The following is an 18,506-nucleotide window of genomic DNA, read 5'->3' on the forward strand; positions in this document are numbered from 1 at the left end:
TAACTAAGCCTGATAACTAGACCTGGTAACTGGTCTTAACCAAAAAATGGAAAATGCAAACCTATAACACAAACCTTTAACCTAAATTCAAAACAATTAAGTTGGCTTGACAGCGACTAGCACACGGATACTATCAGGAATTAACGATAAATGACCCAGTGCATGTAAGCCCTGTTCTTGCAAACGTTTTAATTGATTGATTTCTGCGTCGCGCACATTCGGATTGATGGATTGCAAATATTGCAGGCGCTCCACTTCACGCTCATAGCGCTGATTAAATACCTCTTTGGCTTGCTCACTTATCGCAGGTAATTGCTGGTTTGCCAGCTCAACCGCTTGCTCATAGCGCGCTTCGATGATGTCTTTACGCGCTTTGATAACTTGACGCGCTCGGGTTTTATCCAAGCGATGAATATGCGACACAATCATATCAGGCGCAATCTTATCGCTAAAATCAGTCCCGTGCTGGCTTAAAAACACCCGAATGAGCGGCTTTGGCAAAAATGCGGGTAAATTAAGTAATTTTGGCGCAATCGCTTCAACACGAAAATTGACTTCGACCAATACCAGTCCTTCGGGCATGGCATTACTTTGTAAAGTGGCAACCGTGGTATTACCAAACGTTCCTGAGTTGACCGTTTCAAAAATACTTTGCATCAAAGGATGCTCATAAGTCATAAATTCCATGTCTTCGCGTAGTAACGCTTGATCACGCTCAAAGGTCAAGGTCATACCATCTTCAGGGACTGCCAGTCCTTGCACTTGTACTTCATCGCTCGGATGTAGCATCAATGAGCCATCACGCTGTCCACTATATTCCATATTGATGGACGACATAAAGCGTTCAAACAAACGTGGCAACATGTGGGTATCATCAAAATCACGCATGGTGTAAGCGATTTTACTGGCGACACGCGGGCGACAAGAATTGTATTCAAGCAGCCTGTCACGCCCTGCTTGCATGGCTGCTTCTAGTGCGAGGCGCTGGGCTTTGCCTTCTTCAATCAACTGATCTAACGTAATTTCTTGACCATTATCTTCGACTTTTTGCCCTTCAAGTAGCGGTTTTAAATCCACAATAAACTGCTCTTGAACGGTTTGCGCCGTGGGTGAGATTTGGTTAAAAATATTTAGCGCTTCGTTATACCAGCGGTACATACGTTCAGTTGCCGTGCCTTCGACAAAAGGCACATGAATGGTAATCTCGTTTTGCTGACCAATCCGATCGAGACGACCAATACGCTGCTCTAATGTATCAGGATTGGCGGGCAAATCAAACAACACCAAATCACTGGCAAACTGAAAATTACGCCCCTCAGAGCCAATTTCAGAAGCCAACAAGACTTGCGCGCCTTCAATATCAGCAAAATACGCAGCGGCTTGGTCACGCTCCAGCAGGGTCATTTGCTCAGTAAAAATCGCGGTTTTAATGCCCGCATGCAATCGCAATACTGCCTCTAAACTCTCAACCGTTGCCCCACTGCGCGCAATCAGCAGCACCTTGTGATGTTTCAAGCTGTTTTTAAGCAAATCAATGAGCCAAGGCACCCGCGGGTCTTGTTCCAGCCAACTACCATCGGGCTGTAACTCTTCTGGCCATAATTGTTCGCGCAATTTACCTTGGGTGTGATAACTGTCTTGCCAACTTATTGGGAGCGGCAGCGGGTACGCCATTGAGCGCCGACCTTTGAAGCCAGAAATAAGCTCAGAGACGCTCTCACGGGTGTTGCGAAATAGCACACGGCCAGTACCATGACGATCTAACAATTCATTGATGGCGCGCGCACGACCTTGCTCGTCATCACTGATGTCATGACCTAACAACTGCGCTAATGCCGATTTTTGCTTATCTGACAGCGACTGGTCACCCAATAACACTTCAGCAATTGCTGCGGTTTGCGCAAAATTTTCTTCTGCATCGATAAAGTCGTCTAAATCATTAAAACGATTGGGATCTAACAATCGTAACCGCGCAAAATGGCTTTCTAAACCTAACTGCTCGGGGGTGGCTGTAAGTAACAAAACCCCTGCGGTTTGTTCGGCAAAATCTTCAACCAAATCGTATTTGTCATTGCCGCCTTGCTCACTGTCCCAATGCAGATGGTGCGCTTCATCCACAACCAGCAAATCAAACCCCGCCTCCAAGGCTTTTTCATGCAAATCTTCATGGTCAAGTAGCAAATCGATACTGGCAATAATCAACTGCTCAGTGGTAAAAGGATTTTGCTCAGGGTCATGCTCTGCAATCGCCGCGGTTCTGACCAAATCAAAAATCGCAAACTCAAGATTGAAACGACGACGCATTTCAATCATCCATTGGTACTGCAAACTATCGGGTACCAAAATCAAAACACGCTCAGATTTGCCAGTGATGAGTTGCTGATGAATAATCAGACCCGCTTCAATCGTCTTGCCAAGCCCTACCTCATCGGCAAGTAGCACGCGCGGTGCGATACGTTTACCGACTTCATGGGCGATATACAGCTGGTGCTCAATGATATCGACACGTGCACCCATCAAGCCTCTTAATGGATGAGACGCCAAATAGGCTTGGGTACGCAGTAGCTCTTGGCGCAGTTCGTACCAATCATTTTGGTGGATACGACTGGCGAGCAAGCGCTCAAGGGGTTTTGCCAAATTAATATTAGCCGCAAGGCGGGTTTCCATAATCGCACGGTCATGACCTTCAACCGAGTATTTATAGACGCCATTGGTTTCTTCAAAATCGCTGACCACATACGACGCGCCATCTTGGTCGTGTATGGTATCCCCGACTTTGAAAGTCACACGCGACAAAGGCGCCGATGTCTTGGCATACACACGCGTTTCTTCACTTTGCGGGAACAAAATATGCACGCAGCGTTCATCAACGAGCACGACGACGCCCAGCCCCAATTCATTCTCTGTATCCGACAGATAACGTTGTCCAATCGCAAAATCAGTCATACCGCTTAACCATGCTTCCAAATTAGAAATTTAAATGATGAAAAGTAAAACTTTTTATGATAGCAAAAATTACATTTTCAAGTGAATGATTTTGTTGATAACTGCTGTTTACTTATTCATCATTCGCTACCAACGGACTGACGACTGGCATACCTTCGGTCATGAGCGCTTGTGTGAGCATCTCGATATTATACACCGCGTGACCTTTTACCGTATTTTCAAAGTAAATATACAAGGTATCAAAATTGGCTTGTTGATTGGCAATCGTCTTTGCCCAAGCTTGCATTTCTACATTACTGTAGCGATAATCATGCCGCTCGGCCGCCGAATGGGCATCCCACCAGTCTAAGTTTTGCCCATGCATGCGTAAATAACCGATGCGGCTAGTAAACAACAGCCGACTGGGCGGTAAACCATAGATATTTGGATAGTCCACACTACACCAAATCAAATTTTGCTGCTGAAAACTGGCATAAACTTGCGGGATATGCCAGCTTTGGTTGCGAAACTCTATCGCCAATGGCAACCCATCAAACCAACTGGTCAAGGTTGCCAAATACTGACGATGTGCCACCGTTCTATCAAAACCATGCGGAAATTGAATCAATAACGCAGCCAAGCAATCTGCCGTCAAGATAGGTTCAATTGCCTGCAAAAAAGCTTGCGCGGTCTCTGCAGTGCCGGTTAATCGGTGGGTAAAATCTTGATGAATCTTAATCGAAAATTTTAGCTGCCCGTTGGATTTTTTGAGCATACCTTCATATGCTTTTCGACCTAAAGGCGCATAGAAGCTACTATTGATTTCAACAGTGGCATAATGACGACTATACTCGGTTAAAAATTCGGTTTTTTTGGTGCCAGCAGGATATAGGATTCCCAAAAAATCCGTATCACTGTATCCACCGGTTCCGATATAAATGCTCATAGAAAATTGGTTCTACTTAATTGCAAAATTAGCCCATCATTGATTAATAAAAATTAATAAAAGTCGTATATAGCGCCATCATCCATAACAAAAACAGCATCGTCAAGGCTAATAGCTGCGCGGCAGAACCTACATCTTTACCAATCTTTGCCAACGGATGACGTTCTGTCGATGTATGGTCAATTGACGCTTCAATACCGGTATTAAACAACTCAACAATCAGAGAAAAAAACGATGAAAACACCAGTATCATTTTAATCGGCATCATAAAAGGTAAAAAAATCAGCGCAACTAATAAAATGCTATTGAGCCATGCAACCTGTCGAAAAGCCGCTTCATTTTGATACGCCGCAATCAAACCATCTTTTGAGTAACCTGCAGCATTGATGATACGTTTGAGCCCTGTTTTTCCCTTGGTCTGCGCGGCATATCCATCTAAATGGTTGGCTAAATGGCTAGCGAATTTATCAGAGCGCTGATTTGAACTAGGTGATGTCATGGTGGTCATTGGGTTATAAAAAATTTTCTCATTCTACCATAGATTAATCCTAGAATTTTCACAATATATACTGCCGCGAGCATTGGTAGCCCTTTATAAACAAGCTTTAAATTATGAGAATTTAAGTGCAAATAAAATCTATAAATATTGATTGCCATTTTAATGATAATGACATAAATTCTAAGCCTTCTGCTATTTTTTTGCAGCAACCACGCCACCTTGCAATTTTTAGTTAGTGCTGTCACCTTATTTGATGAAGAATGTATGATGAAATTACGCGCCACTTGCCAACTCGATTATTACTTTTCCCAGCCAACCCCTGCAGTGTTCCTATTACGACCGCAATCAGGGTTAGCACAGCAGATCACTCAAGAAGAATGGCAAGTCACGCCACCCTTACCAGTTACAAGCTATAACGACAATTTTGGTAACTTATGTGACAGGGTTTTATTTCCGATGGGTGATTACCAAGTTCGCCTAACAGTTGAGCTATATACTAGCGAATGGATAGATGTCGCACCCGGTATGCCAAAAACACCGATTGAGCAGCTGCCTTCAGATACAATGGTATATTTGTTACCCAGTCGCTATTGTCTGCCAGAATTTCTACTTCAAGAAGCCCAAATGATAACCCAAGATTCTGCTGAAGGTTATGACAAAGCGGCGGCAATTTGCGCCTATATTCATCAAAACTTTACTTACCAATATGGTAGCAGTACAGCAGACACCACAGCACTAGAGACGTGGCAACATAAAAAAGGCGTCTGTCGTGATTTTGCCCATTTGGGTATTAGCCTGTCACGGGCATTAGATATGCCCGCTCGCATGGTGGTTGGCTACTTATATCAACTTGACCCAATGGACTTACATGCTTGGTATGAGGTTTTTATTGGCGACCGGTGGTACACATTTGACGCCACGCAATCAGCGCCTAAAGGCGGTCGGGTGATCTTAGGTTATGGAAGGGATGCTGCGGATGTTGCTTTTGCAACTTTTTTCGCGCCATTTGAATTAAAATATATGAAAGTTAACGTAGAAAAAATCGACTGATTTTAGCATAGATGTTTAAGGTGGAAGCTTTCATTAGAAGGCTTCCAACCCAATTTCTTAAATAACATCTATTTAAATCTTATGTGATATTCGAAAAGCTACAAAGCAAACCCCCTTACATCAGTAAGGGGGTGTTGGAATAGGGAGCTGACGATGACCTACTCTCACATGGGCGAACCACACTACCATTGGCGCATTGGAGTTTCACTTCTGAGTTCGGGAAGGGATCAGGTGGTACCTCCAAGCTATTATCGTCAGCAAAGGGGGATAGAGGAATGAGTTGTTTTAGAAGTAAAGTATCAGCTATATCAAGCGAGGTGAACATCATACATTATCATACAAAGCCATTTAGGCGTTGTATAGTCAAGCCAAACGAGCAATTAGTATTGGTTAGCTACACATATCACTATGCTTCCACACCCAACCTATCAACGTCGTAGTCTACAACGGCTCTTTAGGGAAATCTAATCTTAAGGTGGGCTTCCCGCTTAGATGCTTTCAGCGGTTATCCCATCCGAACATAGCTACTCGGCAATGCCACTGGCGTGACAACCGAAACACCAGAGGTTCGTCCACTCTGGTCCTCTCGTACTAGGAGCAGATCCTCTCAAATTTCCAACGCCCACGGTAGATAGGGACCGAACTGTCTCACGACGTTCTAAACCCAGCTCGCGTACCTCTTTAAATGGCGAACAGCCATACCCTTGGGACCTGCTTCAGCCCCAGGATGAGATGAGCCGACATCGAGGTGCCAAACACCGCCGTCGATATGAACTCTTGGGCGGTATCAGCCTGTTATCCCCAGAGTACCTTTTATCCGTTGAGCGATGGCCCTTCCATACAGAACCACCGGATCACTAAGACCTACTTTCGTATCTGCTCGACTTGTGGGTCTCGCAGTTAAGCGCGCTTTTGCCTTTATACTCTTCGAACGATTTCCGACCGTTCTGAGCGCACCTTCGTACTCCTCCGTTACTCTTTAGGAGGAGACCGCCCCAGTCAAACTACCCACCATACATTGTCCTCAGCTCTGTTAAGCTTGAGTTAGAACCCCAACATTACCAGGGTGGTATTTCAAGGATGGCTCCACAGACACTGGCGTGCCTGCTTCAAAGCCTCCCACCTATCCTACACAGGTAAGGTCAAAGTTCAATGTAAAGCTGTAGTAAAGGTTCACGGGGTCTTTCCGTCTAGCCGCGGGTACACAGCATCTTCACTGCGATTTCGATTTCACTGAGTCTCTGCTGGAGACAGCGCCGCCATCATTATGCCATTCGTGCAGGTCGGAACTTACCCGACAAGGAATTTCGCTACCTTAGGACCGTTATAGTTACGGCCGCCGTTTACTGGGGCTTCGATCAAGAGCTTCGCCTTGCGGCTGACCCCATCAATTAACCTTCCAGCACCGGGCAGGCATCACACCCTATACGTCCACTTTCGTGTTTGCAGAGTGCTGTGTTTTTAATAAACAGTTGCAGCGGCCTGGTATCTGCGACTGCCAATAGCTTTGTAGTGCGTGACTACTCACCATCGGCAGCGTACCTTCTCCCGAAGTTACGGTACCATTTTGCCTAGTTCCTTCAGCAGAGTTCTCTCAAGCGCCTTGGTATTCTCTACCTGACCACCTGTGTCGGTTTCGGGTACGATTTGTTTATGACTATCGCTTAGAAGCTTTTCCTGGAAGCAGGGTATTTGCCACTTCGCTGTACAAGTACAGCTTGCTATCAGATCTCATTAATAGTCTAGCGGATTTGCCTACTAAACCTAACTACATCCTTCCACTTGGACAACCATCGCCAAGCTGGCATAACCTTCTCCGTCCCTCCATCGCATCATAAACAAGTATCGGAATATTAACCGATTTCCCATCGACTACGCCTTTCGGCCTCGCCTTAGGGGTCGACTCACCCAGCCCCGATTAACGTTGGACTGGAACCCTTGGTCTTCCGGCGTGCGAGCTTTTCACTCGCATTGTCGTTACTCACGTCAGCATTCGCTCTTGTGATACCTCCAGCATGCTTTACAACACACCTTCACAGGCTTACACAATGCTCCCCTACCACTTAATTGAAACAATTAAATCCGCAGCTTCGGCTCCTAGTTTGAGCCCCGTTACATCTTCCGCGCAGGCCGACTCGACTAGTGAGCTATTACGCTTTCTTTAAAGGATGGCTGCTTCTAAGCCAACCTCCTAGCTGTCTGTGCCTTCCCACATCGTTTCCCACTTAACTAGGAATTTGGGGCCTTAGCTGGCGGTCTGGGTTGTTTCCCTCTTGACGACGGACGTTAGCACCCGCCGTCTGTCTCCCGGATATCACTCATCGGTATTCGGAGTTTGCATCGGTTTGGTAAGTCGGGATGACCCCCTAGCCGAAACAGTGCTCTACCCCCAATGGTGTTCGTCCGAGGCGCTACCTAAATAGCTTTCGGGGAGAACCAGCTATCACCGAGTTTGATTAGCCTTTCACCCCTATCCACAAGTCATCCCCTGGCTTTTCAACGACAGTGGGTTCGGTCCTCCGGTAACTGTTACGTCACTTTCAACCTGCTCATGGATAGATCACTCGGTTTCGGGTCTATACCCTGCAACTAGACGCCCTATTAAGACTCGGTTTCCCTACGGCTCCCCTATTCGGTTAACCTTGCTACAGAATATAAGTCGCTGACCCATTATACAAAAGGTACGCCGTCACCCCGCTACTTAATTATTCTGCCAGTCGCTTGATTAAGGACTGGTAAACTTTGCCATGATGTTTGAGCGTTTGCTCTCTTCTCATTGCTAATTGTTTTGTTTGATATGCTTCATAGTATAGTAGTTGCCATTGCTGGTAACTGGTCGATTTGTTTCCACCACTGTTATGGGCGGCAAATCGTTGTCTTAGGTCTGATGTGTATCCACAATAATGCGAACCATCTTCACCTTTGAGTATATATACGTAGAACATTATCATTCCAAAATAATTAAGTAGCGGGGCTCCGACTGCTTGTATGCACACGGTTTCAGGTTCTATTTCACTCCCCTCACAGGGGTTCTTTTCGCCTTTCCCTCACGGTACTGGTTCACTATCGGTCAGTCAGGAGTATTTAGCCTTGGAGGATGGTCCCCCCATCTTCAGACAGAATTTCTCGTGTTCCGCCCTACTTAATATGCTTCTTATAACCTTTCGAGTACGGGATTATCACCCTCTACGATTGACCTTTCCAAGTCATTCCTCTAAATTATAATCAGTCGGCTCCTCCCCGTTCGCTCGCCGCTACTAGGGGAATCTCTATTGATGTCTTTTCCTCGGGTTACTGAGATGTTTCACTTCTCCCGGTTTGCCCCCCGCTATAAAATATAGCGGGGTACCTGTCTTATGACAAGTGGGTTTCCCCATTCAGATATCGCCGGATCACAGGATATTGCCGCCTCCCCGACGCTTTTCGCAGGCTGTCACGTCTTTCATCGCCTCTGACTGCCAAGGCATCCACCATGTGCACTTCATTACTTGACTATACAACCCTAAATAGCTTCATCTGTTGCCAAATGAGTGACAGCTATTACTTGCTTTGCATCTCGAAATAATTCGAGATTTCAAGCAAGTGCTTACTGCACTTTTCTATTTGAGTTATATTCGTAATGGTAACGATCTTCACCTATGTTTACGCTTGATTCAGTTCTCTTTACTTTTATACCGCACCTGTCTGCTAAAGGCAGCAAGGTGCGGTAAAGGTTAATTATCTTCGTTGGAACTTGATAATTAACCCAGACTCATTTCTCTATGTTGTTATTGAATTATCAGACCTTCGTCAGGTCGTGATTTCTGATAAAACAGATTGAAGTAATCTCTTAATACTTACTAAATTACTCTGTCTGCTTTATAACGTTAAGCTAATTATGGTGGAGCCAAGGAGAGTCGAACTCCTGACCTCCTGCGTGCAAGGCAGGCGCTCTACCAACTGAGCTATGGCCCCGCTACTTAATTACTGTAGCTGGTTAAAGTTTTATGTATCTTTACTCGATTAAGTAACGACTCAATTAAGTAGCGGTACATAGGTTTCGCTAAGTTCGCTTGCGCTTACTAAGCTCATCTAATGGTGGGTCTAATAAGACTTGAACTTATGACCCCTGCCTTATCAAGGCAGTGCTCTAACCAACTGAGCTATAGACCCCGAGAACCGTTAAAAAATTGCATCGCAATTTTAGGTTCGAGCTAAAATCCTTTGCTAAGGATTTTAGTCTTAGCCTTGCTATTTGCGCTGCTGTAGATTAACGATTATTAGCTTATTTATACACAAGAACAACTTGCTGTGAATTCTCACTTAGTGCTTTAGTTAAGGAGGTGATCCAGCCGCAGGTTCCCCTACGGCTACCTTGTTACGACTTCACCCCAGTCATCGACCACACCGTGGTAAGCGCCCTCTTTCGTTAGGCTACCTACTTCTGGTGCAATAGACTCCCATGGTGTGACGGGCGGTGTGTACAAGGCCCGGGAACGTATTCACCGCGGCATTCTGATCCGCGATTACTAGCGATTCCGACTTCATGGAGTCGAGTTGCAGACTCCAATCCGGACTACGATAGGCTTTTTGAGATTAGCATCACATCGCTGTGTAGCAACCCTCTGTACCTACCATTGTAGCACGTGTGTAGCCCTGGTCGTAAGGGCCATGATGACTTGACGTCGTCCCCGCCTTCCTCCAGTTTGTCACTGGCAGTATCCTTAAAGTTCCCGGCTTAACCCGCTGGCAAATAAGGAAAAGGGTTGCGCTCGTTGCGGGACTTAACCCAACATCTCACGACACGAGCTGACGACAGCCATGCAGCACCTGTATGTGAGTTCCCGAAGGCACTCTCTCATCTCTGAAAGATTCTCACTATGTCAAGACCAGGTAAGGTTCTTCGCGTTGCATCGAATTAAACCACATGCTCCACCGCTTGTGCGGGCCCCCGTCAATTCATTTGAGTTTTAACCTTGCGGCCGTACTCCCCAGGCGGTCTACTTATCGCGTTAACTGCGCCACTAAAGTCTCAAGGACCCCAACGGCTAGTAGACATCGTTTACGGCGTGGACTACCAGGGTATCTAATCCTGTTTGCTACCCACGCTTTCGAATCTCAGTGTCAATATTATGCCAGGAAGCTGCCTTCGCCATCGGTATTCCTCCAGATCTCTACGCATTTCACCGCTACACCTGGAATTCTACTTCCCTCTCACATATTCTAGCACCACCAGTATCACATGCAGTTCCCAGGTTAAGCCCGGGGATTTCACATGTGACTTAATGAGCCACCTACACTCGCTTTACGCCCAGTAATTCCGATTAACGCTCGCACCCTCTGTATTACCGCGGCTGCTGGCACAGAGTTAGCCGGTGCTTATTCTGCAGGTAACGTCTAATCTAATGGGTATTAACCATTAGCCTCTCCTCCCTGCTTAAAGTGCTTTACAACCAAAAGGCCTTCTTCACACACGCGGCATGGCTGGATCAGGGTTGCCCCCATTGTCCAATATTCCCCACTGCTGCCTCCCGTAGGAGTCCGGACCGTGTCTCAGTTCCGGTGTGACTGATCATCCTCTCAGACCAGTTACAGATCGTCGCCTTGGTGGGCCTTTACCCCACCAACTAGCTAATCTGATTTAGGCTCATCTAATAGCAAGAGCTTGCGCCCCCTTTCACCCGTAGGTCGTATGCGGTATTAATTCGAGTTTCCCCGAGCTATCCCCCACTACTAGGTAGATTCCTAAATGTTACTCACCCGTCCGCCACTAATCATCTCTAGCAAGCTAGAGAGTCATCGTTCGACTTGCATGTGTTAAGCCTGCCGCCAGCGTTCAATCTGAGCCATGATCAAACTCTTCAGTTTAATCTTTCTATCTATTGTCACCGCGTAGCGGTGTCAATAGATTTAATTTGTTGACTCAATTATTTATACTGTCTTTGCTCAAATAAACTTACGAGTATCTTCACTCTGACAATATAATTAATTAAAGTCTTAATTTTATCGCCCTAAGTGAAAATCCACACAAGTTGTTCTTGTGTTCGTTGTTATTTAGTGTACCAAAGATATCGTCTATCATTTGGTGAGTTTGATATTGTAATACGCTTTGGTTTACTCTGTCAAGCTTTATTTTAATTCTTTCTAAGCTTCGTAACTTGTTTACTTATTTGTAAACTCTTTGTCGCTCAGTGGTGGCGTATTATACGTGAATTGGAATGGGTGTCAACAGGAAAATATAACTAATTTTAAATTAATTGCTAACTTTCTTTTATACTGATGATTTTATTCATATTTTAACTGTTTAAAAAACTCAAATCTTCTTCTGGACGCTTGGTAAACACTTCACAGCCGTTCTCGGTAACCATCAGTGTGTGTTCCCATTGGGCGGACAATTTACGGTCTTTAGTAATCACTGTCCATTTATCGGGTAAGGTTTTGGTTTGCCATACACCTTGGTTAATCATTGGTTCAATGGTAAATGTCATGCCTGTCGTCAGTTGTAGACCGGTATTTTTTTTACCATAGTGCAGAATTTGTGGTTCATCATGGTATACGTCACTAATTCCATGTCCGCAATATTCTCTTACTACGCTAAAACGCTCTGGCTCTGCCACCGCTTGAATCGCTGCGCCAATATCGCCTACATAGGCGCCATTGCGAACAGCTTTCATTCCTGCGTATAGTGCGTCTTGGGCGATTTTGCAGATACGCTGCGCCATGATTGAGCCTTCACCGATAATCCACATTTTTGAAGTATCGCCATGATAGCCATCTTTTATCACTGTGACATCGATATTGACGATATCGCCATCTTTTAGGATACGGCTGTCATCGGGAATACCGTGACAAACCACATGGTTGATTGAAGTACAAAGCGTGTGCTGGTAGCCATGATAGCCGACATTGGCAGGAATGGCTTTTTGGACATCAACAATATAGTCGTGGGCAAGCTTGTCTAATGCCCCTGTCGTTACACCTTCTTTGACATATTCATCTAACATCACTAAAACGTCGGCGGCTAATTTACCAGCGACGCGCATTTTTTCAACGGCTTCAGGGTTATTTAATAGTGTTTTCATACAATAATTATCTGATTTTGCAAAAATTTAAGAAGACGTATTATAGCCCTTTTCGCCTTGTTCACAAAACTACTATTTGTTTAAACAGTTGTTACTTGAATTTTGTATGGGTTGTAACTATTGTGATGTTCTACAATGACAACAAGGGTTAGGAACGTCTATGGCTAATTCAATTAATATCGATACACAGAAGTATGTAAGACCTTCTGAAGCTGAAATCAAGGCAAATTTGAATGATGAGCAATATTATGTGACACAGCAAAACGGCACTGAACGCCCTTTTAGCCATGAGTATGATCACCAATTTGAACGTGGTATCTATGTGGATATTGTCAGCGGTGAGCCGCTTTTTAGCTCATCAGATAAGTATGACTCAGGTTGTGGTTGGCCCGCCTTTAGCAAACCGATTGATACCGCAGTAATCAATGAATTGTTTGATGACAGTCACGGTATGCGACGTACTGAAGTGCGTAGCCGTGTGGCTGATTCGCATTTAGGCCATGTGTTTAATGACGGTCTTCCTGAGCTTGGCGGCATGCGCTATTGCATCAATGGCGCGTCGCTACGTTTTATCCCTTTAAATGAGATGGAACAAGAAGGTTATGGTGACTTAATCGGATTGGTTGAATAATCGCCATGTGATTTTGCTAAAACATATAGCTTAACCATATAAAAATATGTTAAAATAGCAGTTTGTCATTTTATCTTGAAATGGCAAATTGCTTTTTTTATTTACTAACATGACACACACATTGCTATTTTCAAGCTGACAAGCTTGATAAGAGTTAAGCTGGGTGTTTGCAAATTTGATTAATTAAAATCCTGTAGATTTTGATGCGTGTTTGCAAATCGGCTTAATCGGTAATGTGGAGGCATAACCCAACTTTACTTAAGGAAATCTCATGGCGTCAGCTAATCCTACCCAAGTTTCAATGCGTGATCTTTTAGAAGCCGGTGCACACTTTGGTCACCAAACTCGTTTTTGGAATCCAAAAATGGGCAAATTTATTTTTGGTGCACGTAACAAAATCCACATCATCAACCTTGAGCATACAGTTAAAGCGATGAACGAAGCACTAAACTTCGTTAACCGTGAAGCAGCACGTGGCAACAAAGTACTATTTGTTGGTACTAAACGTGCAGCAAGCAATGTTATTAGCGAACAAGCCGCTCGCGCTGGTATGCCGTATGTTGACCATCGCTGGTTAGGTGGTATGTTAACCAACTGGAAAACCATCCGTCAGTCAATTACGCGTTTGAAAGAATACGAAAAACAAGCTGAAGATGGTACGTTTGCTAAGTTAACCAAACGTGAAGCGTTAGAGCGTACTCGTGAAATGGAAAAACTTGAGCGTGCCTTAGGCGGTATCAAAAACATGAACGGTTTACCTGATGCAATTTTTGTGGTTGACGTTGACCATGAAGCGATTGCAATCAAAGAAGCAAAAAACTTAGGTATCCCTGTTATTGGTATCGTTGATACAAACTCAAACCCAGATGACGTAGATTATGTCATTCCTGCCAATGACGATGCGATTCGTGCGGTAACGCTATACGTATCAGCGGTTGCAGATGCAATTATCGCTGGTAAAGAATACGCTAAAACTCAAGGCGGCAAAGCAGCAAATCAAGAAGAAGCAGTAACTGAAGCACCCGCAGAAGCTGCGGCAGAATAAGGGTTATCGCCGTATCATAGCAGCGCATTGTTTAGGTTGTTATGATACTGTCATCAAAATTTTATAAACTAACTTTGATGGGTAAACACAAAATTAGCTTCTAAAAATTCGAATTTGTAGCGTAATATTAAAGGGCAAAAATCACCAATTTTTGTCCTTTAATCTTCAAATTTTTAGACAATAAACAACCCAATTCTCATCTATAATGATAATCAATTGAGGTATCTCATGGCAGAAATTAGTGCAAAACTGGTAAAAGAATTACGTGACCGTACAGGTCTTGGTATGATGGAATGTAAAAAAGCCCTGCAAGAAGCAGACGGCGACATCGAAACCGCAATCGATAACCTGCGTAAATCAGGTCAAGCAAAAGCTGCTAAAAAAGCAGGTAACATTGCTGCTGATGGCGCTATCATTATCGCCCAAGAAGGTAACAAAGCCTTACTACTTGAAGTAAACTGTCAAACTGACTTCGTGGCAAAAGATGCTAACTTCACCGCATTTGCGAACAAAGTAGCTGAACTTGCACTTGCCAACAATACCACTGATGTAGCGGCTATCTCTGCATTGCCGTATGGCGATGGTCAAACGGTTGAAGAAGCCCGTGTTGAGCTCGTACAAAAAATCGGCGAAAACATCCAAGTACGCCGTGCAGAAGTGATTGAAGGTGACAACCTAGCCTCTTACCGTCACGGTATTCGTATTGGTGTAGTGGTTTCTGTTGAAGGCGGTAACGCTGACACCGCAAAACACGTTGCGATGCAAGTTGCGGCATTCAACCCAATCGCTGTTGATGAAGCCAATGTACCTGCTGATACGCTAGCGCGTGAAAAAGACATCATCGAAGCGAAAGCGAAAGAATCTGGCAAACCAGATGCCGTAATTGAAAAAATGATTACGGGTGGTCTACAAAAGTACTTGAACGAAGTAACTTTGCTGAACCAACCTTACGTTATCGACAACGAGAAAAAAGTTGGTGATATATTAAAATCTGAAGGTATGACGGTTAAAGCATTCAAACGCTTAGAAGTGGGTGAAGGCATCGAGAAAAAACAAGAAAACTTCGCTGAAGAAGTGGCGGCGGCTCAAGCAGCAGCAGCTAAATAATAAGTGACAACCGCTAGGTCGTAGACTTGTTAAAAATACCCCATAAATTTGGGGTATTTTTTTGTCTAATTTTTTTATTTTTTAAATTCAAAAAAGCGCGTTGAAGGCTCGCTTTTTTATGTCAAGCGCTTATTTATATGTAAGGCGATTAATTGGCTGCGGCTAACGCTTGCTCAAGGTCAGCTTTGATGTCGTCAATATGCTCAATACCAATGGATAAACGAATCATGTCTTCGCTGACACCTGCTTTTTGCAACTCTTCAGCATTTAACTGGCGGTGTGTAGTAGTGGCGGGGTGGCAAGCGAGTGACTTGGCATCACCGATATTAACCAGACGGGTAATTAATTGTAGCGCATCAATAAATTTCGCCCCTGCCTCACGGCCGCCTTTTAACCCAAAGGTTAGAATCGCTGATGGCTTACCGCCAAAGTATGTTTGCGCAAGCTTATGCTCTGGATGGTCGGTTAATCCTGCGTACTTGACCCAAGCCACTTGTGAATGATGGTTTAAAAATTCTGCCACGGCTTGGGCATTTTGGCAATGTCGCTCCATACGCAAGGCTAACGTCTCTAGCCCAAGCATAATTTGCCAAGCGTTCATTGGACTCAGTGCCGCACCGGTATTACGTAAAGGCGCAACGCGTGCGCGGGCAATAAACGCCGCAGCACCCATGGCTTCAACAAAATTGACACCATGATAGCTGGCATCTGGGGTATTTAAAATCGCAAAACGTTTTTTGTGAGCGCCCCAATCAAATTTGCCACTATCGATAATCACACCACCCACCGACGTGCCCGAACCACTCACATATTTGGTCAATGAATGAATCACAATATCAGCACCATGCTCAAATGGACGACACAATGTTGGCGTGGCGACGGTGTTATCAATCACTACAGGTACGCCTTTGCTATGAGCAAGTTCGCTAATTTTTGCGATATCCAGCACGTTACCCAATGGATTACCAATACTTTCACCAAATATCAGTTTGGTACGCTCATCAATCAAATCAACCAAAGTCTCAGGTTTGGTATAATCAAAGAAACGCACTTCGATACCTTGACGTGGCAACGCATGGGCAAATAAGTTGTAAGTACCGCCATACAAAGTTGATACTGAGACGATGTTATCGCCTGCCTCACATAGGGTTTGGATGGTATAAGTAATCGCCGCCATCCCGGATGCCACCGTCAATGCACCGATGCCGCCTTCTAACGCTGCCATACGCGCTTCAAGCACCGCATTGGTTGGGTTCATGATACGGGTGTAGATATTGCCGGCAACTTTAAGATCAAAAAGGTCAGCACCGTGTTGGGTGTTATCAAAGGCATACGAACTGGTGTGGTAGATAGGGACAGCGACAGCTTTGGTGGTCGGTTCTGGTTCGTACCCTGCATGAATGGCGAGCGTTTCTGGGCGATGCGGTGGGCTCATACATATTCCTTTAATTTAGTTTAATTAGCAAAAAAATCTCTTTTGCATTGTAACGAGTTATTAATCAGTTTTGCAAATTCACAATAGAGCATTATTGGAACATTAATGCTGTTTTTTGGAATATCGATTCGTGGTGAATTGGCGTCTAAACGCCCGCGTTTAACACAGCTATAAGACAGTACATTGTAAACTATAGCTGATGTGAGTTTTAATTTTTTATAGATAATTAATCAGGCTTGCTCGGCTTGTTCATTGATTAAATATTCAGTTAAATTTAACATTTCTTGATAGGAATCAAGTTTAAGCATAAAGCTAGTAAAATCATTGGTTTGAATATGGGATAACCGCGTTAAACATTTTAGCTCATACACCAAACTATTGACAATATCATCATATTGTTTGAGACGTAAAATTTGGGTATCATCTGCTAGTGTTTGTGTCACTGTTAGCAAGGTCTTGGCTTTTGTCACTAACTGCTCTTTGTCCAATACCTGCCCATATAAGGTATCCGTTATGACCGCAACAGTGGCTCTTTTGGTGGCAATAAAATCATCAACTGTTTGCGTATCTAAACTTAATAGATAGACGGCACGACTGATAAATTTATGGTATTCATCTTTTACCTTATCGATTTGCTTTGTTAAAAGCACCGTTTCGGTAATATCTACCACGCTGACAAATAAATGAATAGATTTTTTATTCGCGCTTTTCACCACCCGTAAAAATTCAAAATGCAGGTATTTCTTGTTGGTAACGCCTGTTTCATCTAAAAAAATCAACTCGACTGTTTTAAGTGGGTTGATATCTTGAATCAACTCTTCATCCACGTTGGATTGGTACAGGTAATTGATAAAATGCTGTGTCGCTCTGATATCTTTTTCGCTGACCATATTTTGTAGCAGCTGGGGTAATGTCAGCCCAGCTAACTGCTTGCGCCCCAATAACTGCTCTAGTTTTTTGGAATAATGCTCACCAATGACCATTTTATCATCGATGAGAAACAAGCCTTTTTTGACTGTGTTCATGATATCGCGCATATCGGTCTGCGCTTTATCAATCGCCACATCATCGTGATACATGTGTCTGATGGTGTAATGGATAAAAAAGATGATATAGGCTATCAAAGCAAAAAAACTGCAATAGGTCAAATAGCGCGAATAATCTGCGGTACGGTAGGTGTCATTGAGATAAGTGTCATAGCCAATATTCATCAACGACCAAATTTTGGCTTGGTTATGATAAGCAAACTCAGCCAATTCAACTTTGCCTTTTTCATCTTGCTCAGAGACTTGCGCGATTCTTTGGCGATAGTCTTGCCAAATAATGGCAAATTCATCCATCGCCGTTTCTTGCTTTGGATAGCGGGACAACTGTGCCATATAACCGTCTAACTCAGCCGCCTGTTTTTGTAAGGTCTGAATGATTTGTTGACTATCGTTGTGAGGCGTTACTGTTAGATGCTGCGCACTGGTTGCTATCTCAAGCGTCAAATCACTGATGTTGCCAATGATATCCATATGCTGGGTAGACTGGGTTAAAAAACGCGCAATGTATACATTGATAATCACGAATGATAGCACAAACAAACACAGCACCACTAAGCTTTGTAAAAGAAGCCGATACCTTTTGGTACGCACCATATATTGAAACAAGCTATCGTTATTGCTGACTTTCACGTAATTACCCTAGACCAAGATAAATTAGAAAAGATAAATTAGAAAAAATAAATAATAGATAAAACTCACCATTAAATACACAATTTACCAAAAGCTTTGAACCTGGTTATATGGGTTATACTGCTTATACC

General features: G+C 44.0%; 10 protein-coding genes, 2 tRNA genes and 3 rRNA genes. 4 read left to right on the top strand and 11 right to left on the bottom strand.

The window, feature by feature from the left end; translation table 11 throughout:
• Positions 1 to 96: 96 nt before the first annotated feature.
• The 3 genes from rapA to AXE82_RS05375 all read right to left on the bottom strand — a co-directional run bounded on the left by rapA (position 97) and on the right by AXE82_RS05375 (position 4,379).
• Positions 97 to 2,946 (bottom strand): RNA polymerase-associated protein RapA, encoded by a 2,850-nt coding sequence (rapA, locus tag AXE82_RS05365; RefSeq protein WP_062332255.1) that lies wholly within the window; start codon positions 2,944 to 2,946, stop codon positions 97 to 99.
• Between the two features lie 112 nt (positions 2,947 to 3,058).
• On the bottom strand, positions 3,059 to 3,871 hold the full coding sequence (locus AXE82_RS05370; protein WP_062332258.1) for a DUF72 domain-containing protein: 813 nt from the start codon (positions 3,869 to 3,871) through the stop codon (positions 3,059 to 3,061).
• A 43-nt stretch (positions 3,872 to 3,914) separates the two neighbouring features.
• Complete coding sequence (locus tag AXE82_RS05375) at positions 3,915 to 4,379, bottom strand: diacylglycerol kinase (RefSeq protein ID WP_062332261.1); 465 nt, start codon at positions 4,377 to 4,379, stop codon at positions 3,915 to 3,917.
• A 255-nt stretch (positions 4,380 to 4,634) separates the two neighbouring features.
• On the opposite strand from AXE82_RS05375, the gene AXE82_RS05385 reads away from it, so the two are divergent.
• Positions 4,635 to 5,420, top strand: coding sequence for a transglutaminase-like domain-containing protein (locus tag AXE82_RS05385; RefSeq protein ID WP_197931445.1), 786 nt, complete (start codon positions 4,635 to 4,637; stop codon positions 5,418 to 5,420).
• A 145-nt stretch (positions 5,421 to 5,565) separates the two neighbouring features.
• Here AXE82_RS05385 and rrf read toward each other — a convergent pair.
• The 6 genes from rrf to map form a co-directional block, all read right to left on the bottom strand.
• A 5S ribosomal RNA gene (gene rrf / locus AXE82_RS05390) occupies positions 5,566 to 5,679 on the bottom strand.
• A 100-nt stretch (positions 5,680 to 5,779) separates the two neighbouring features.
• A 23S ribosomal RNA gene (locus tag AXE82_RS05395) occupies positions 5,780 to 8,914 on the bottom strand.
• A 384-nt stretch (positions 8,915 to 9,298) separates the two neighbouring features.
• Positions 9,299 to 9,374 (bottom strand) — tRNA-Ala (locus AXE82_RS05400).
• Positions 9,375 to 9,495: 121 nt separating this feature from the next.
• Positions 9,496 to 9,572: transfer RNA gene (locus AXE82_RS05405), tRNA-Ile, on the bottom strand.
• A gap of 163 nt (positions 9,573 to 9,735) precedes the next feature.
• Positions 9,736 to 11,267: ribosomal RNA gene (locus AXE82_RS05410) — 16S ribosomal RNA — on the bottom strand.
• Together the 16S, 23S and 5S rRNA genes with 2 tRNA genes alongside form the textbook arrangement of a ribosomal RNA operon.
• A 428-nt stretch (positions 11,268 to 11,695) precedes the next feature.
• The gene (gene map, locus AXE82_RS05415; RefSeq protein ID WP_062332270.1) at positions 11,696 to 12,481 is read right to left on the bottom strand and encodes a type I methionyl aminopeptidase; all 786 of its coding nucleotides are present in this window, start codon (positions 12,479 to 12,481) and stop codon (positions 11,696 to 11,698) included.
• 160 nt (positions 12,482 to 12,641) lie between these two features.
• Between map and msrB the strand changes: the two genes are divergently transcribed.
• The 3 genes from msrB to tsf all read left to right on the top strand — a co-directional run bounded on the left by msrB (position 12,642) and on the right by tsf (position 15,264).
• Positions 12,642 to 13,112 (top strand): peptide-methionine (R)-S-oxide reductase MsrB, encoded by a 471-nt coding sequence (msrB, locus tag AXE82_RS05420; RefSeq protein ID WP_062332273.1) that lies wholly within the window; start codon positions 12,642 to 12,644, stop codon positions 13,110 to 13,112.
• Positions 13,113 to 13,383: 271 nt separating this feature from the next.
• A complete protein-coding gene (gene rpsB / locus AXE82_RS05425) occupies positions 13,384 to 14,157 on the top strand; it encodes a 30S ribosomal protein S2 (RefSeq protein WP_050324911.1) in 774 nt (257 codons plus the stop codon).
• 228 nt (positions 14,158 to 14,385) lie between these two features.
• A complete protein-coding gene (gene tsf, locus AXE82_RS05430; RefSeq protein WP_007115804.1) occupies positions 14,386 to 15,264 on the top strand; it encodes a translation elongation factor Ts in 879 nt (292 codons plus the stop codon).
• Between the two features lie 148 nt (positions 15,265 to 15,412).
• Here tsf and AXE82_RS05435 read toward each other — a convergent pair whose 3' ends face one another.
• Both AXE82_RS05435 and AXE82_RS05440 read right to left on the bottom strand, forming a co-directional pair.
• Positions 15,413 to 16,699: an O-acetylhomoserine aminocarboxypropyltransferase/cysteine synthase family protein gene (locus AXE82_RS05435; protein WP_062332276.1), complete on the bottom strand. Its 1,287-nt coding sequence runs from the start codon at positions 16,697 to 16,699 to the stop codon at positions 15,413 to 15,415.
• A 230-nt stretch (positions 16,700 to 16,929) separates the two neighbouring features.
• Positions 16,930 to 18,375 (bottom strand): hypothetical protein, encoded by a 1,446-nt coding sequence (locus tag AXE82_RS05440; RefSeq protein WP_062332280.1) that lies wholly within the window; start codon positions 18,373 to 18,375, stop codon positions 16,930 to 16,932.
• Positions 18,376 to 18,506: the final 131 nt, after the last annotated feature.

Source organism: Moraxella osloensis (assembly GCF_001553955.1).
Taxonomy (GTDB): domain Bacteria; phylum Pseudomonadota; class Gammaproteobacteria; order Pseudomonadales; family Moraxellaceae; genus Faucicola; species Faucicola osloensis.

Coding starts and splice junctions, on each gene's coding strand:
- AXE82_RS05370 (WP_062332258.1), bottom strand. CDS start 3,871: ATGAGCATTTATATCGGAACCGGTGGATACAGTGATACGGATTTTTTG.
- map (WP_062332270.1), bottom strand. CDS start 12,481: ATGAAAACACTATTAAATAACCCTGAAGCCGTTGAAAAAATGCGCGTC.
- AXE82_RS05435 (WP_062332276.1), bottom strand. CDS start 16,699: ATGAGCCCACCGCATCGCCCAGAAACGCTCGCCATTCATGCAGGGTAC.
- msrB (WP_062332273.1), top strand. CDS start 12,642: ATGGCTAATTCAATTAATATCGATACACAGAAGTATGTAAGACCTTCT.
- AXE82_RS05375 (WP_062332261.1), bottom strand. CDS start 4,379: ATGACCACCATGACATCACCTAGTTCAAATCAGCGCTCTGATAAATTC.
- tsf (WP_007115804.1), top strand. CDS start 14,386: ATGGCAGAAATTAGTGCAAAACTGGTAAAAGAATTACGTGACCGTACA.
- AXE82_RS05385 (WP_197931445.1), top strand. CDS start 4,635: ATGATGAAATTACGCGCCACTTGCCAACTCGATTATTACTTTTCCCAG.
- rapA (WP_062332255.1), bottom strand. CDS start 2,946: ATGACTGATTTTGCGATTGGACAACGTTATCTGTCGGATACAGAGAAT.
- rpsB (WP_050324911.1), top strand. CDS start 13,384: ATGGCGTCAGCTAATCCTACCCAAGTTTCAATGCGTGATCTTTTAGAA.